The sequence below is a fragment of the Proteus mirabilis HI4320 genome (assembly GCF_000069965.1).
GTDB lineage: Bacteria > Pseudomonadota > Gammaproteobacteria > Enterobacterales > Enterobacteriaceae > Proteus > Proteus mirabilis.
In genome coordinates this window covers 3028801-3044759 of the sequence record NC_010554.1, presented here as the reverse complement: position 1 = coordinate 3044759, position 15959 = coordinate 3028801, and the positions used below count along the sequence as shown (strand labels likewise).

Here is a 15959-nt window from a genome sequence, read left to right as displayed (position 1 = left end):
CACGCTATTTTGCGGCCCTATTACTATTAATGGAGTTAGACATGAGTGAGTTGAAAAACGACCGCTATTTACGTGCGCTGTTGCGCCAACCTGTTGATGTCACCCCTGTTTGGATGATGCGTCAGGCAGGCAGATACCTTCCTGAATACAAGGAAACACGAGCACAGGCGGGAGACTTCATCTCATTGTGCAAAAATACCGAATTGGCATGCGAAGTTACCTTACAGCCTTTAAGACGTTTTCCTTTAGATGCCGCTATCCTATTTTCTGATATTTTAACTATCCCTGATGCGATGGGATTAGGTCTGTATTTTGAAACAGGGGAAGGTCCTCGTTTTAAAACACCGATAAATAGCCTTGATGATATAAAAAAATTACCTATTCCCGATCCGGAAGATGAATTAGGTTATGTCATGAATGCGGTACGTGCAATTCGTCATGCATTGCAAGGTAATGTGCCATTAATTGGTTTTTCAGGTAGTCCATGGACACTAGCTACTTATATGATTGAAGGTGGAAGTAGTAAGGCGTTCACAAAAATTAAAAAAATGATGTATAGCGAGCCACAAGCTCTGCATCTATTACTGGATAAACTGGCGGATAGCGTTATCCTTTATTTGAATGCTCAGATTAAAGCAGGGGCACAATCCATCATGATCTTCGATACATGGGGAGGTGTGCTAACAGGACGCGATTATCAATTGTTCTCATTACAATACATGCATAAGATTGTTGATGGTCTTATTCGTGAGAATGAGGGCAGAAAAGTTCCGGTCACCTTATTTACTAAAGGTGGTGGGCGTTGGTTAGAAGCGATGGCAGCCACAGGTTGTGATGCATTAGGACTTGATTGGACGATTGATATCGAAGATGCTCGCCGTCGAGTCGGTGATAAGGTTGCCTTACAAGGTAATATGGATCCTTCTATGTTGTATGCGCCACCAGCAAGAATAGAACAAGAAGTCGCTACGATTTTAGCTGGCTTTGGCAAAGGTACTGGTCATGTCTTTAATCTTGGGCACGGTATTCATCAAGATGTTCCACCAGCGCATGCTGGAGCATTTATTGATGCGGTTCACCGTCTATCGAAGCCTTATCATCAGGATAATGATTAATACTCAGCAATTACGTCAAGAGCAGACAGAGAAAGCTCAACAGATTATCTTAACCGACCAATTTATGGCACCAACTTATATTGCAGGTGCCGATGTCGGATTTGAAAATAGCGGTGCGGTCACTCGTGCCGCTATTGTTGTTATGCATTATCCCTCCTTTGAAATTGTTGAATATCAAATAGCCCGTATTGCAACATTACTACCTTATATTCCCGGACTCCTTTCATTCCGTGAGTGTCCTGCGTTATTAAAAGCTTGGCAGGGCATCAAGCAAAAACCGCAACTTGTTTTTGTTGATGGTCAAGGGATCGCACATCCTAGACGGTTAGGGGTGGCAAGTCATTTTGGACTCTTAGCCGATATTCCAACCATCGGTGTGGCAAAAAGTCGTTTATGTGGTGATGATAAAAAATTAGACGACGATGTAGGAAGTACGGAAAAATTAATGGATAAGGATGAGCAGTTAGGTTGGATTTATCGTAGTAAAAAAAGATGTAAACCTTTATATATTTCTCCAGGCTATAAAGTGAGTATGGAGAGTGCATTAGCGTGGGTAAAACGCTGTATAAATGGATATCGATTACCTGAACCGACTCGTTGGGCCGATGGTATTGCCTCAAATAGGCGATTATTTGAGCAATTGAATAAGAATAAGCTCTAAATCGGCGGTAAATATGTGGATATTTTCAATTTTCAGGTAAACTGCGGCTAAGTTAAGAAAATGAGTAATCACTAATGTTGAAGAACCCAATCCATTTACGTTTAGAAAAGCTTGAAAGTTGGCAACACTTAACGTTTATGGCGTGCCTGTGTGAGAGAATGTATCCAAATTATCAGGTATTTTGTCGCGAAACAGGATTTACTGATCCAACCCTGTATCGTCGTATTCTCGATCTAGTTTGGGAAACTTTAACGGTAAAAGATGCGAAGGTGAATTTTGATTCTCAATTAGAGAAATTAGAAGAAGCTATTCCTGATGCATCTCAGTTTGATATTTATGGTGTCTATCCTGCAATCGACGCCTGTGTGGCACTGAGTGAGCTTATTCATTCTCGTTTAAGTGGTGAGTCACTCAGTCATGCTATTGAAGTGAGCAAAATTTCGGTTGGAACTGTTGCTACACTTGAAATGACACAAGCAGAAAGAGAAATGTCTGAAGAAGAATTAAAATCTCTTGCTGCGGTCACTGAAGAGTTCGATATTCAATGGGAAATTTATCGCCTACTTGTTGAGTGCGAAGAAAGAGATATTGAACTAATAAAAGGTCTGCGTACAGACCTGCGCGAATCTGGAATGAGCAATATCGGTATAGAATTAACGCACTAAATCAGAAAAACGTGATTTAGTGCTTGAAAAGCGACGTTTAAAGACTTCACATTACCCCCGTGTATGTTCTACATTGGGTACGAAAAGAAGTGGCTCAGGTGTTTTGCTTAACTGACTCTCTAAAAAAGATGAATTAAGTTTTTTCACCAGATGTTTTTCAAACGATAAAACATACTTTAAGGACTATTTTATGAACAAAGCTGAATTAACCGAATCAGTTGCTGAAAAAGCGGATCTGACAAAAACTCAGGCAAAAGCTGCTATTGAAGCGTTTATCGACTCAGTAACAGGTGCTCTGAAAGAAGGTGATTCTGTCCAGTTAGTTGGTTTCGGTACATTCAAAGTGAATCACCGTGCAGAGCGTACTGGTCGTAACCCTCAAACTGGCAAAGAAATTAAAATTGCAGCAGCTAACGTTCCTGCATTTACTGCCGGTAAAGCACTGAAAGACGCAGTAAAATAATTCCTTTGAACGGAATGAACAATAGAGGGGGAGTTGCTCCCCTTTTGTTGAGACGACAGGGGCTGTTAGCAATAGGGTTCTCTTTTTTGCTCAGCGCCTGCTCTTCTTCTCCACAACTACCCGAATTTTCTGCAACGGGCTATATTGCAGATGAAGGGGTTGTGCGGCTTTGGCGTTTAAATAACAAAACATCAGAGCCTCAAGTGATTATGAGTGTCTATAGCTTTTATCAAAAGCCTGAAACTGTTGTCACTTTTTATGAGTACCGCCAAAATAGATTATGGCAAATTCGCAGTGAAATCGTTAATCCCTCCCATCCTTCCTCTTGGCATTTACGTTTAAATAAACGTGGCGAAGTTATCTTTATGCAACAAGAGTATCAAGGACAAAAGCGCCCATTAACAGAAGATGAACGTTTAAAAATGGTATTTGCAGCCAGTCGAGAACGAGAGATCAGTAAGGCATTGGCAATAGGTCAGGTAAAGCTAGTTCAAGGAACCTGGTATCAAGATACATTGACAACATGTGCGGGTGAAAAAGTGAATGTATCATTTGAAGCACCAGAACAACGTTGGCTAAAACGTAGAACACAGCATCTAACTCGTCCCGCTTATGTTGCTTGGTTGGATTCCCCCGAAGGTAACCAGTTGTTAATGGTTGCAGAACACGATTTTTGTAAATGGGAACCAACAAAAGAGAGTTTGTGATCACTCCCTTTTGCTGTTTTAACTTACTTTTTTAAACGCGCAATGGCACGATAGCCGATATCATGGCGATAGAAACAGCCATACCAGTGAATACTGTTGGCTAAAGCATAGGCATTCTTTTGAGCTTGTTCGATATTTTCCCCTAAAGCAGTTGCACATAATACTCGGCCTCCTGCTGTAACAACTTCACCTTGAGCCGTTAATTTTGTTCCTGCTTGAAATACCTTAGCTGTTGAAGAAGATGTTGCTGTTAGTCCCTCAATAATATCATTTTGGCGGTAGTTATCAGGATAGCCACCGGCGGCCATTACAACACCTAAAGCGGGGCGGGGATCCCAAATGGAGTCTTTACCTGCTAGTTCGCCTTTTGCACCCGCTAAACAGAGATCAACTAAGTCTGATTGCATGCGCATCATAATAGGTTGCGTTTCCGGATCGCCAAAACGGCAGTTAAACTCAATGACTTTGGCAATACCTTGCTTATCAATCATTAAGCCTGCATAAAGAAAACCTTGATAGCGATGTCCTTCGGCAGCCATGCCTTTGACAGTTGGATAAATGATGTTATCCATGACTTGCTGGTGGATTTCAGGAGTAACAACCGGTGCAGGAGAATAAGCCCCCATTCCGCCGGTGTTTGGGCCTGAGTCACCATCACCGACGCGCTTATGATCTTGACTTGTTGCCATCGGAAGTACATTTTCACCATCCACCATGACAATAAAACTGGCTTCTTCTCCATCAAGAAATTCTTCAATAACAATACGGTGTCCTGCATCACCAAAGGCATTACCTGCTAACATATCTTTTATCGCATTTTCTGCTTCGGTATGTGTCATGGCAACAATGACACCTTTACCCGCAGCTAGGCCATCCGCTTTAATCACAATAGGTGTGCCAACTTTATGGAGATATTCAAGTGCAGGCGCTATTTCAGTAAAGTTTTGATAAGCTGCCGTTGGGATATGATGGCGGGCTAAAAAATCTTTTGTAAATGCTTTCGAACCTTCTAGTTGTGCCGCACCTTTGGTGGGGCCAAAAATCATCAGTCCCGCTTGTTTGAACGCATCTACTACACCAATTACCAATGGTGCCTCAGGCCCCACAATGGTTAAATCAATGTGATTTTGCTGGGCAAATGCAACTAATGCGGCAATATCAGTGGCACTAATATCAACGTTTTGTACGCCATGTTCTAATGCTGTTCCTGCATTACCGGGGGCAACAAACACTTGGGTTGCTAAAGGCGATTGCGCTGCTTTCCAAGCTAGTGCATGTTCACGACCACCATTACCAATAATTAAAATTTTCATAGCAATCCCTTATTAATGGCGAAAATGACGCATGTTAGTAAAAATCATCGCGATATTGTGTTCATTAGCTGCTGCAATTACTTCATCATCACGAATAGAACCACCTGGCTGAATAACACAAGTTACACCGGCCATAGCTGCCGCATCAATACCATCTCTAAAGGGAAAGAATGCATCAGATGCCATGGCGCAACCTGCCACTTCTAAACCTTCATCAGCCGCTTTAATCCCTGCTATTTTAGCAGAATAGACTCGGCTCATTTGGCCCGCACCAATGCCAATCGTCATGTCATTTTTGGCATACACAATTGCGTTGGATTTCACAAATTTTGCAACTTTCCAGCAAAATAGCGCATCTTTCCATTCTCGTTCACTAGGCTGGCGTTGCGTGACAACCCTTAGGTTTTCTTCTTTAACCATACCTAAATCACGATCTTGTACTAATAAGCCTCCGTTAACCCGTTTGAAATCAAGTGCAGGTTTAGCTTCTTGCCATTCACCACAGGCTAATACACGAACATTAGGTTTGGTTGCTAAAATAGGTAGAGCATCTTCATTAATAGAAGGCGCGATAATGACTTCGACAAATTGACGCTCTATAACGGCACTTGCTGTTTTTGCATCTAAGCTTCTATTGAAAGCGATAATACCGCCAAATGCAGAAGTTGGATCAGTTTTAAATGCATTGTCATATGCTTGTGTGAGAGTGTCCGCAATAGCAACGCCACAAGGGTTTGCATGTTTCACGATAACACAAGCTGGTTCGGAAAATGATTTCACGCATTCCAATGCAGCATCAGTATCGGCAATATTGTTATAAGAGAGTGCCTTACCTTGTAATTGATTTGCTGTTGCGATAGAGGCTTCTTCAATATTCTCTTCTATATAGAAAGCCGCTTGCTGATGAGCATTCTCACCATAACGCATATCTTGTTTCTTTATATAGTTAAGATTTAAGGTACGAGGGAAGGTTCCTGATGGTTGTGAAGTATCACCATAATAAGGTGCAACTTTTTGGCCAAAGTAGTTCGCAATCATACTGTCATAAGCTGCGGTATGCTCAAAGGCTTTAATGGCTAAATCAAAACGTGTATCTAAAGTCAGACTGTTTTGGTGATTGTCCATTTCTTCAATCACTTTTTCATAGTCATTGCTATTAACCACAATGGTGACGTCTTTATGGTTCTTTGCTGCGGAACGAACCATGGTAGGACCACCAATATCAATATTCTCAACAGCATCTGCTAATGAGCAATCGGGATGGGCTACTGTTTTAGCGAAGGGATAAAGATTGACAACAACCATGTCGATAGGACGAATATCATGTTCCTCCATAATGGTATCATCTTGTCCACGACGTCCTAAAATACCACCATGTACTTTAGGGTGAAGTGTTTTTACACGACCATCCATCATTTCTGGAAAACCGGTGTAGTCAGAGACTTCTATAACGGGTAAGCCAGCTTCTGCTAATAGACGCGCTGTCCCTCCTGTTGATAAAAGTTCTACATTTCTTTCTACAAGCGCTTTCGCAAATTCTAAAATACCTGCTTTATCAGACACACTTAAAAGAGCACGGCGGATAGGACGAAGGTGTTGCATGAGTTTTATCCCTTGGGTTTTTGTATAACAGTAGTCATTGTGATGAAAAGTCACGTTGATACAGTGAAATTGTGTTTGCACCACTAACATTTCAGAAGATGAAGACAAAATCAATCTCACTCATTTGGGTATTATAATAACGCAAACGTTTGCGTTTGACATGCTAAATTTGTGGGAAAAGATGGCTTGTGGATAAAATTGTTGATAACTGCGTATAACTAAGGGTTTTGCTGTGGAATTAAGCAAACGAATTTTTTTCTTAAAAAAACTATTGCCAGCCTCAGAAAACTCCCTATAATGCGTCCTCGTTGTCACGGCACAGGGCGCTAAGCGAACTGGCTGAGAGAACAAAATAAAAAGTGAAAAGCCTAATAAATTAGCGCTTGACACTGAATGAGGAAGATGTAGAATGCACCTCCTCGCAACAACGCAGAAGACCGGAAACGGCAGCGACAGTTGCACTGCTCTTTAACAAATTATCAGACAATCTGTGTGGGCACTCGCAGAGACGATATCTTCTAAAAAATTAGATGTATCAAGTCTTGAAGAGTGACTAACAAGTTAATTCATATAATGAATAAGCTAAGTTTTCGATTTCTTTGAGCATCAAACACTTTTAATTGAAGAGTTTGATCATGGCTCAGATTGAACGCTGGCGGCAGGCCTAACACATGCAAGTCGAGCGGTAACAGGAGAAAGCTTGCTTTCTTGCTGACGAGCGGCGGACGGGTGAGTAATGTATGGGGATCTGCCCGATAGAGGGGGATAACTACTGGAAACGGTGGCTAATACCGCATAATGTCTACGGACCAAAGCAGGGGCTCTTCGGACCTTGCACTATCGGATGAACCCATATGGGATTAGCTAGTAGGTGGGGTAAAGGCTCACCTAGGCGACGATCTCTAGCTGGTCTGAGAGGATGATCAGCCACACTGGGACTGAGACACGGCCCAGACTCCTACGGGAGGCAGCAGTGGGGAATATTGCACAATGGGCGCAAGCCTGATGCAGCCATGCCGCGTGTATGAAGAAGGCCTTAGGGTTGTAAAGTACTTTCAGCGGGGAGGAAGGTGATAAGGTTAATACCCTTGTCAATTGACGTTACCCGCAGAAGAAGCACCGGCTAACTCCGTGCCAGCAGCCGCGGTAATACGGAGGGTGCAAGCGTTAATCGGAATTACTGGGCGTAAAGCGCACGCAGGCGGTCAATTAAGTCAGATGTGAAAGCCCCGAGCTTAACTTGGGAATTGCATCTGAAACTGGTTGGCTAGAGTCTTGTAGAGGGGGGTAGAATTCCATGTGTAGCGGTGAAATGCGTAGAGATGTGGAGGAATACCGGTGGCGAAGGCGGCCCCCTGGACAAAGACTGACGCTCAGGTGCGAAAGCGTGGGGAGCAAACAGGATTAGATACCCTGGTAGTCCACGCTGTAAACGATGTCGATTTAGAGGTTGTGGTCTTGAACCGTGGCTTCTGGAGCTAACGCGTTAAATCGACCGCCTGGGGAGTACGGCCGCAAGGTTAAAACTCAAATGAATTGACGGGGGCCCGCACAAGCGGTGGAGCATGTGGTTTAATTCGATGCAACGCGAAGAACCTTACCTACTCTTGACATCCAGCGAATCCTTTAGAGATAGAGGAGTGCCTTCGGGAACGCTGAGACAGGTGCTGCATGGCTGTCGTCAGCTCGTGTTGTGAAATGTTGGGTTAAGTCCCGCAACGAGCGCAACCCTTATCCTTTGTTGCCAGCACGTAATGGTGGGAACTCAAAGGAGACTGCCGGTGATAAACCGGAGGAAGGTGGGGATGACGTCAAGTCATCATGGCCCTTACGAGTAGGGCTACACACGTGCTACAATGGCAGATACAAAGAGAAGCGACCTCGCGAGAGCAAGCGGAACTCATAAAGTCTGTCGTAGTCCGGATTGGAGTCTGCAACTCGACTCCATGAAGTCGGAATCGCTAGTAATCGTAGATCAGAATGCTACGGTGAATACGTTCCCGGGCCTTGTACACACCGCCCGTCACACCATGGGAGTGGGTTGCAAAAGAAGTAGGTAGCTTAACCTTCGGGAGGGCGCTTACCACTTTGTGATTCATGACTGGGGTGAAGTCGTAACAAGGTAACCGTAGGGGAACCTGCGGTTGGATCACCTCCTTACCTAAGAGATACGTGTTATGTGAAGTGCTCACACAGATTGTCTGATGAAGAACGAGCAGAGATACCGGTATAGGCTTGTAGCTCAGGTGGTTAGAGCGCACCCCTGATAAGGGTGAGGTCGGTGGTTCAAGTCCACTCAGGCCTACCACTTTTCCTTTATGCTGTGTTGTGAAGCAACTCGTTTACATTAAGTAAACTTCGTTACTCCACGCCTTGCCTAAAGAAAAAGCTTCTTATTATAAGAAGAAAAAGGAGTGGTTATACGGGTATTAAAACATTATGGGGCTATAGCTCAGCTGGGAGAGCGCCTGCCTTGCACGCAGGAGGTCAGCGGTTCGATCCCGCTTAGCTCCACCATAATCTCTTGGATATAAAACAATGATTCAGAGTATATTAGGAATAGTATACTGCGAATTATTATGCTCTTTAACAATCTGGAACAAGCTGAAAAATTGAAAACAAATCAATATATCACCGAGGTATATTGATGAGTCTCTCAAAATCTCAAACTTTGAATGTGTTTTGACATCAAAGTGGGATGAGCGAGCAATTTACAGTTCGAGGCGGACAGCGCACAGCAAGCGCAGCATACTTAAGTATGTGAGCATTGCGAGCACTGCCCAACGAAGAAATGTAATCTGCGCAGCCATCACCACCCAGATAGTCTTTGAAAGAGACACTTTCGGGTTGTGAGGTTAAGCGAATAAGCGTACACGGTGGATGCCTAGGCAATCAGAGGCGATGAAGGACGTGCTAATCTGCGAAAAGCGTCGGTAAGGTGATATGAACCGTTATACCCGACGATATCCGAATGGGGAAACCCAGTATCCAATGGATACTATCATTAACTGAATCCATAGGTTAATGAGGCGAACCGGGAGAACTGAAACATCTCAGTACCCCGAGGAAAAGAAATCAACCGAGATTCCCCTAGTAGCGGCGAGCGAACGGGGAGCAGCCCAGAGTCTTAATCAATAGCAGTGTCAGGAGAACGGTCTGGAAAGTCCGGCAGTAAAGGGTGATAGCCCCGTATCTGAAGATGCTGTTATTGTGAACTCGACGAGTAGGGCGGGACACGTGTTATCCTGTCTGAATATGGGGGGACCATCCTCCAAGGCTAAATACTCCTGATTGACCGATAGTGAACCAGTACCGTGAGGGAAAGGCGAAAAGAACCCCGGCGAGGGGAGTGAAAAAGAACCTGAAACCGTGTACGTACAAGCAGTAGGAGCCTCTTTATGGGGTGACTGCGTACCTTTTGTATAATGGGTCAGCGACTTATATTCTGTAGCAAGGTTAACCGCATAGGGGAGCCGTAGGGAAACCGAGTCTTAACTGGGCGAATGAGTTGCAGGGTATAGACCCGAAACCCGGTGATCTATCCATGGGCAGGTTGAAGGTTGGGTAACACTAACTGGAGGACCGAACCGACTAATGTTGAAAAATTAGCGGATGACTTGTGGATGGGGGTGAAAGGCCAATCAAACCGGGAGATAGCTGGTTCTCCCCGAAAGCTATTTAGGTAGCGCCTCGTGAACTCATCTTCGGGGGTAGAGCACTGTTTCGACTAGGGGGTCATCCCGACTTACCAACTCGATGCAAACTGCGAATACCGAAGAATGTTATCACGGGAGACACACGGCGGGTGCTAACGTCCGTCGTGAAGAGGGAAACAACCCAGACCGCCAGCTAAGGTCCCAAAGTCATGGTTAAGTGGGAAACGAAGTGGGAAGGCTCAGACAGCCAGGATGTTGGCTTAGAAGCAGCCATCATTTAAAGAAAGCGTAATAGCTCACTGGTCGAGTCGGCCCGCGCGGAAGATGTAACGGGGCTAAACCATGCACCGAAGCTGCGGCAGCGACACATAGTGTTGTTGGGTAGGGGAGCGTTCTGTAAGCCTGCGAAGGTGTACTGTGAGGTATGCTGGAGGTATCAGAAGTGCGAATGCTGACATAAGTAACGATAATGCGGGTGAAAAACCCGCACGCCGGAAGACCAAGGGTTCCTGTCCAACGTTAATCGGGGCAGGGTGAGTCGACCCCTAAGGCGAGGCTGAAAAGCGTAGTCGATGGGAAACGGGTTAATATTCCCGTACTGGTGGTAACTGCGATGGGGGAACGGAGAAGGCTAGGTTGTCCGGGCGACGGTCGTCCCGGTTCAAGCAGGTAGGCAGAGTGATTAGGCAAATCCGGTCACTTAATGCTGAGATGTGATGACGAACCACTAAGGTGGTGAAGCAATTGATGCCCCGCTTCCAGGAAAAGCCTCTAAGCTTCAGGTTACCAACAATCGTACCCCAAACCGACACAGGTGGTCAGGTAGAGAATACTCAGGCGCTTGAGAGAACTCGGGTGAAGGAACTAGGCAAAATGGTGCCGTAACTTCGGGAGAAGGCACGCTGGCGGTAGGTAAAGTCCCTCGCGGACGGCGCTGAAGCCAGTCGAAGATACCAGCTGGCTGCAACTGTTTATTAAAAACACAGCACTGTGCAAACACGAAAGTGGACGTATACGGTGTGACGCCTGCCCGGTGCTGGAAGGTTAATTGATGGGGTCAGCCGCAAGGCGAAGCTCCTGATCGAAGCCCCAGTAAACGGCGGCCGTAACTATAACGGTCCTAAGGTAGCGAAATTCCTTGTCGGGTAAGTTCCGACCTGCACGAATGGCGTAATGATGGCCAGGCTGTCTCCACCCGAGACTCAGTGAAATTGAACTCGCTGTGAAGATGCAGTGTACCCGCGGCAAGACGGAAAGACCCCGTGAACCTTTACTATAGCTTGACACTGAACATTGAGCCTTGATGTGTAGGATAGGTGGGAGGCTTTGAAGTGTGGACGCCAGTCTGCATGGAGCCAACCTTGAAATACCACCCTTTAACGTTTGATGTTCTAACCTAGGCCCATAAACTGGGTCGGGGACCGTGTCTGGTGGGTAGTTTGACTGGGGCGGTCTCCTCCTAAAGAGTAACGGAGGAGCACGAAGGTTGGCTAAGCATGGTCGGACATCATGCGGTTAGTGCAAAGGCATAAGCCAGCTTGACTGCGAGAGTGACGGCTCGAGCAGGTACGAAAGTAGGTCTTAGTGATCCGGTGGTTCTGAATGGAAGGGCCATCGCTCAACGGATAAAAGGTACTCCGGGGATAACAGGCTGATACCGCCCAAGAGTTCATATCGACGGCGGTGTTTGGCACCTCGATGTCGGCTCATCACATCCTGGGGCTGAAGTAGGTCCCAAGGGTATGGCTGTTCGCCATTTAAAGTGGTACGCGAGCTGGGTTTAGAACGTCGTGAGACAGTTCGGTCCCTATCTGCCGTGGGCGTTGGAAGATTGAGAGGGGTTGCTCCTAGTACGAGAGGACCGGAGTGAACGCACCACTGGTGTTCGGGTTGTCATGCCAATGGCATTGCCCGGTAGCTAAGTGCGGAAGAGATAACCGCTGAAAGCATCTAAGCGGGAAACTTGCCTCGAGATGAGTCTTCCCTGTCACTTTAAGTGACCTAAAGGAACGTTTAAGACTAAGACGTTGATAGGCTGGGTGTGTAAGCGTAGCGATACGTTGAGCTAACCAGTACTAATGAACCGTGAGGCTTAACCTGACAACACCGAAAGTGTTTTGTCAGAGAGACGAAACGATAAAGTCAGCTTGTTTAAGATTGAATTACTGGCGACTTACCGAAAGGAAAGAAGCGAGTGATTAAAACAGAATTTGCTTGGCGGCCATAGCGCGGTGGTCCCACCTGATCCCATGCCGAACTCAGAAGTGAAACGCCGTAGCGCCGATGGTAGTGTGGGGTCTCCCCATGTGAGAGTAGGGAACTGCCAAGCATTAAATAAGACGAGAAAGCCAACCCAATGGGTTGGCTTTTTTGCGTTTAGAAGATCGTATTTTACCTTGAGTCATGCTAACACTTTTTTATAGTTAAGTATCAATTTCAATAAGAGAGCAACTAAGTAATATTTTTACTCCATCGAGTAAACTGCTCTATACCAAGAGCCATTAATATATGGCAGAACCATGCACTATAGTTTTCAGGATGTTTTTCTACATCATGATAAAGCTCGTTTAATGAAATCCAACGATGATCCATAACTTCATCGGGATGACACTGTGGTGTTTTATCACTAAAGCCTAAAAAAAGATGATCAAACTCATGCTCAATAAGATCATCCGTGACTTTCTCATTATATAAAATCGTACCAATAGGTTGCATATCACACTGCATACCTAATTCTTCATTTAAACGCCGATGTATTGCTTGTGATAGAGGTTCATTGGGTAAAGGATGGCTACAACAAGTATTCGCCCATAGACCACCAGAGTGATATTTAGTCAGTGCTCGTTGCTGGATCAACATTTGTTGCTTAGAATTGAAAATAAATAATGAAAAGGCTCTATGTAAGGCACCAGCAATATGTGCCTCCAGCTTGGGCATGGTTCCTAGCTCATTGTCATTTTTATCAACGAGGATCACGGCGTCTTTCACAAAAATCACCTTGGTAAAAATAAAAGAGAGTTATAACGCGAATATACCATGCATGTATATCAAATAATGGTTAATTGTGTTGTTCCTTTAATGGTATTAGTGGGTAACGCTACTGATAACATCATAATATAGTTGTTTAGTTTTCTAGGTTTAATTGAAGTTTTAAGGGAAATTATCTTCTTTACGATAAGCTATCTTGCCATTCTATAAAATTTATTATTTTATTAACATGTTGTTTTCTTTAAACTAAATAGAATATATTGATAATATCTATTACAGAGTTTACTAGATTCGAATTCTGATGAGGGGTAAGATAAATGTTAATTCTGCTACTTACTGTAGCAAAATCTAAATAAAGGAATTTAGTTATGTCTTCTATATTACCTCGCTCTGTAACATCCCCTAAAAAATTCTTTATTGGTAGTCAATTACTTGCTTCTGTTGGTAATTATATGAAAGATTTCGGAGATAATGCTTTTATTATCAGCGATGAATTTTTCCTAGAAAAAGTAAATAAAGAAGCTTTGTCGTCAATTAAAGAAAATGGGCTATCTGGTTTCGTTGAAAAATTTAATTACGAATGTACAGAAGCTGAAGTGGATCGCTTGGGTAAAATTGTTGTTGAAAATAAAGCGAATGTTATTATCGGTATCGGTGGCGGTAAAACATTAGACGTATCTAAAGCGGTTGCTTATTATCATCACCTCCCTGTTATTTTATTCCCAACGATTGCTTCTACAGATGCGCCTTGTACGGCTCTTTCTGTTCTTTATAAAGAAAATGGTGAATTTGATAAATACTTATTTTTACCTCAGAACCCTGATATGGTGATTGCGGATACCGCGATTATTGCTTCTGCACCACAACGCTTCTTCTCTGCAGGTGTCGGTGATGCTTTAGCCACTTATTTTGAAGCACGTGCTTGCTATCAAGCTGATGGACTTAATTTAGTTAATCAACGTCCATCACGTACAGGTTTAGGTCTAGCACAATTGTGTTTTGAAATATTGAGTGAAAATATTGATAAAGCAATGGATGCTGTGCGCCATAAAATTACCACACAAGCTTTAGAGCAAACTATTGAAGCGACTATTTATTTAAGTGGTGTGGGGGCTGAAGCAGGTGGTTTAGCAGCCGCTCATGCGGTCAATAATGGTATGTCTGCAGTTGCTTCCTTACATCATGTGCAACATGGTGAAAAAGTGGTATTTGGATTATTAACACAATTAGTGTTAGAAAATGCGCCACAAGAAGAAATTGATGAAGTTATTCGTATTATCAAAGCGGCTGAATTGCCATTAACGCTTGAAGATATGGGAATGAAAGAGTTTATTGAAAGTGAATGGCGTAATGTAGCGAAAATTGCTTGTGCAGAAGGTGATACCATGGGCAATATGCCTATGAAAGTGACTGAAGAAGATGTCTACAACGCAATGATTGCAGCGAATGCATTAGCGCATCGCTATAAATAATCTCAAGTATTTTTTTTGAATATAAAACCCCAAATAAATTGAATTTGGGGTTTTATTTTAATCTAAAGTTGGGTTCATCTGTGCCAGATCAAATGGTGTAATTTGATAAACATAATAATTTAGCCAATTTGCAAAGAGTAAATGGCCATGACTACGCCAAGATACAAGAGGTTTTTTATTAGGATTATTATCGGGAAAATAATTTTCAGGTAGTTGTGGTGCTAATCCAGCTTTAACATCACGATGATATTCGTCAGCTAATGTATTGGGATCGTATTCTGGGTGACCTGTGGCAAAGACAACACGTTTATCTTTAGATGCGAATAGGTAAGCCCCTGCTTGCTCTGATGTTGCTAATATTTCTAAATCTGTATTTTGTTGAATAAACTCAACAGGAAAACCAGCATAACGTGAATGAGGGGCAAAGAATGTTTCATCAAACCCACGAGTCAGTAACGCGAAAGGATCACATGTTGTATGACGATATACCCCAGAAATTTTTTGTTTTAAGGTATATTTAGGTAAGTCATATAAAATATTTAGGCCCGCTTGAGCGGCCCAGCAAATAAAAAGTGTTGAAGTAACATGCTCTTTTGCCCATGTAATGATTTCTTTTATTTCCTCCCAATAAGCCACATCTTCAAATTCAACTAAACCTAATGGTGCTCCCGTTACAATCAAGCCATCAAAATTCTGTTCTTTAATTTGGGCAAAATCACAATAAAAAGTATCAAGATGCTCAACAGGTGTATTTTTGGGAACACGAGAATCAATACGCAATAATTGGATATCAATTTGTAATGGACTATTAGAGAGCAATCGTAGAAATTGATTTTCTGTTTCTATTTTTTTGGGCATCAGATTGAGTAACAGTACTTTTAAAGGACGAATATCTTGAATACTCGCTCTACTTGATGTCATGACAAAGACATTCTCATTGCGTAAACAACTCACTGCGGGTAGTTCGTCTGGTACTCTGATTGGCATCTCAATAACCTCTAAAAAAACATCTAGACATCTAGAAGCCTGAATTTAGCCAATTCAGATCTAAAAGTCGAGGTGTAGATGCTGTATATGAAGAATATTCATATAAGTAAATGTTATAAGCCGAGCTTTATGTGATCTTCGCATGATCTTAGTTTGTTTAATCATTCAACAAACCAAGATCACTCGAGTTATTTTTGAAATAGCCATTTTTATTCAGCCAAAAAACATTGGTGTAATCACATTGTTAAAAAATGTTTAAATAAAAATGGAATTCATTTTTGATTTTTGTAAAAACTGCATTAATCTTAATCAGGTGTGTAAAAGATTTTA

10 protein-coding genes, 2 tRNA genes and 3 rRNA genes are annotated in these 15959 nt (G+C 43.2%); 11 read left to right on the top strand and 4 right to left on the bottom strand.

Annotated features, from left to right (window positions below):
• The first annotated feature begins 41 nt into the window (after positions 1–41).
• From hemE to PMI_RS13680, 5 genes are all read left to right on the top strand, one after another.
• On the top strand, positions 42–1115 hold the full coding sequence (hemE, locus tag PMI_RS13700) for a uroporphyrinogen decarboxylase (protein ID WP_004249140.1): 1074 nt from the start codon (positions 42–44) through the stop codon (positions 1113–1115).
• Positions 1108–1776, top strand: a complete 669-nt coding sequence (gene nfi / locus PMI_RS13695) for a deoxyribonuclease V (protein WP_012368503.1) — start codon at positions 1108–1110, stop codon at positions 1774–1776. Before hemE ends, nfi begins: the two co-directional genes overlap by 8 nt.
• Positions 1777–1850: 74 nt before the next feature.
• Positions 1851–2441: a YjaG family protein gene (locus tag PMI_RS13690; RefSeq protein ID WP_004246921.1), complete on the top strand. Its 591-nt coding sequence runs from the start codon at positions 1851–1853 to the stop codon at positions 2439–2441.
• 190 nt (positions 2442–2631) lie between these two features.
• On the top strand, positions 2632–2904 hold the full coding sequence (locus PMI_RS13685) for an HU family DNA-binding protein (RefSeq protein WP_004246922.1): 273 nt from the start codon (positions 2632–2634) through the stop codon (positions 2902–2904).
• Between the two features lie 14 nt (positions 2905–2918).
• On the top strand, positions 2919–3611 hold the full coding sequence (locus tag PMI_RS13680) for a DUF1481 domain-containing protein (RefSeq protein ID WP_004246923.1): 693 nt from the start codon (positions 2919–2921) through the stop codon (positions 3609–3611).
• 23 nt (positions 3612–3634) lie between these two features.
• On the opposite strand, the gene purD is transcribed toward PMI_RS13680, so the two are convergent.
• Both purD and purH read right to left on the bottom strand, forming a co-directional pair.
• Complete coding sequence (gene purD / locus PMI_RS13675) at positions 3635–4924, bottom strand: phosphoribosylamine--glycine ligase (RefSeq protein ID WP_012368502.1); 1290 nt, start codon at positions 4922–4924, stop codon at positions 3635–3637.
• A gap of 12 nt (positions 4925–4936) precedes the next feature.
• Positions 4937–6526 (bottom strand): bifunctional phosphoribosylaminoimidazolecarboxamide formyltransferase/IMP cyclohydrolase, encoded by a 1590-nt coding sequence (gene purH / locus PMI_RS13670; RefSeq protein ID WP_012368501.1) that lies wholly within the window; start codon positions 6524–6526, stop codon positions 4937–4939.
• Between the two features lie 617 nt (positions 6527–7143).
• Between purH and PMI_RS13665 the strand changes: the two genes are divergently transcribed.
• The 5 genes from PMI_RS13665 (at position 7144) to rrf (ending at position 12511) form a co-directional block, all read left to right on the top strand.
• A 16S ribosomal RNA gene (locus PMI_RS13665) occupies positions 7144–8686 on the top strand.
• Between the two features lie 71 nt (positions 8687–8757).
• Positions 8758–8834 (top strand) — tRNA-Ile (locus tag PMI_RS13660).
• A 133-nt stretch (positions 8835–8967) separates the two neighbouring features.
• Positions 8968–9043: transfer RNA gene (locus PMI_RS13655), tRNA-Ala, on the top strand.
• A 336-nt stretch (positions 9044–9379) separates the two neighbouring features.
• Positions 9380–12282, top strand: a 23S ribosomal RNA gene (locus PMI_RS13650).
• A gap of 113 nt (positions 12283–12395) precedes the next feature.
• Positions 12396–12511 (top strand): 5S ribosomal RNA (gene rrf / locus PMI_RS13645).
• Together the 16S, 23S and 5S rRNA genes with 2 tRNA genes alongside form the textbook arrangement of a ribosomal RNA operon.
• A gap of 122 nt (positions 12512–12633) precedes the next feature.
• On the opposite strand, the gene idi is transcribed toward rrf, so the two are convergent.
• On the bottom strand, positions 12634–13179 hold the full coding sequence (idi, locus tag PMI_RS13640) for an isopentenyl-diphosphate Delta-isomerase (protein WP_012368500.1): 546 nt from the start codon (positions 13177–13179) through the stop codon (positions 12634–12636).
• 359 nt (positions 13180–13538) lie between these two features.
• Here idi and PMI_RS13635 point away from each other — a divergent pair, with 359 nt between their 5' ends.
• The gene (locus tag PMI_RS13635; RefSeq protein WP_004245929.1) at positions 13539–14642 is read left to right on the top strand and encodes a glycerol dehydrogenase; all 1104 of its coding nucleotides are present in this window, start codon (positions 13539–13541) and stop codon (positions 14640–14642) included.
• A gap of 57 nt (positions 14643–14699) precedes the next feature.
• On the opposite strand, the gene metA is transcribed toward PMI_RS13635, so the two are convergent.
• Entirely contained in the window at positions 14700–15629 is a 930-nt protein-coding gene (gene metA, locus PMI_RS13630; protein WP_004245927.1) for a homoserine O-acetyltransferase MetA, read from the bottom strand.
• Positions 15630–15959 lie beyond the last annotated feature (330 nt).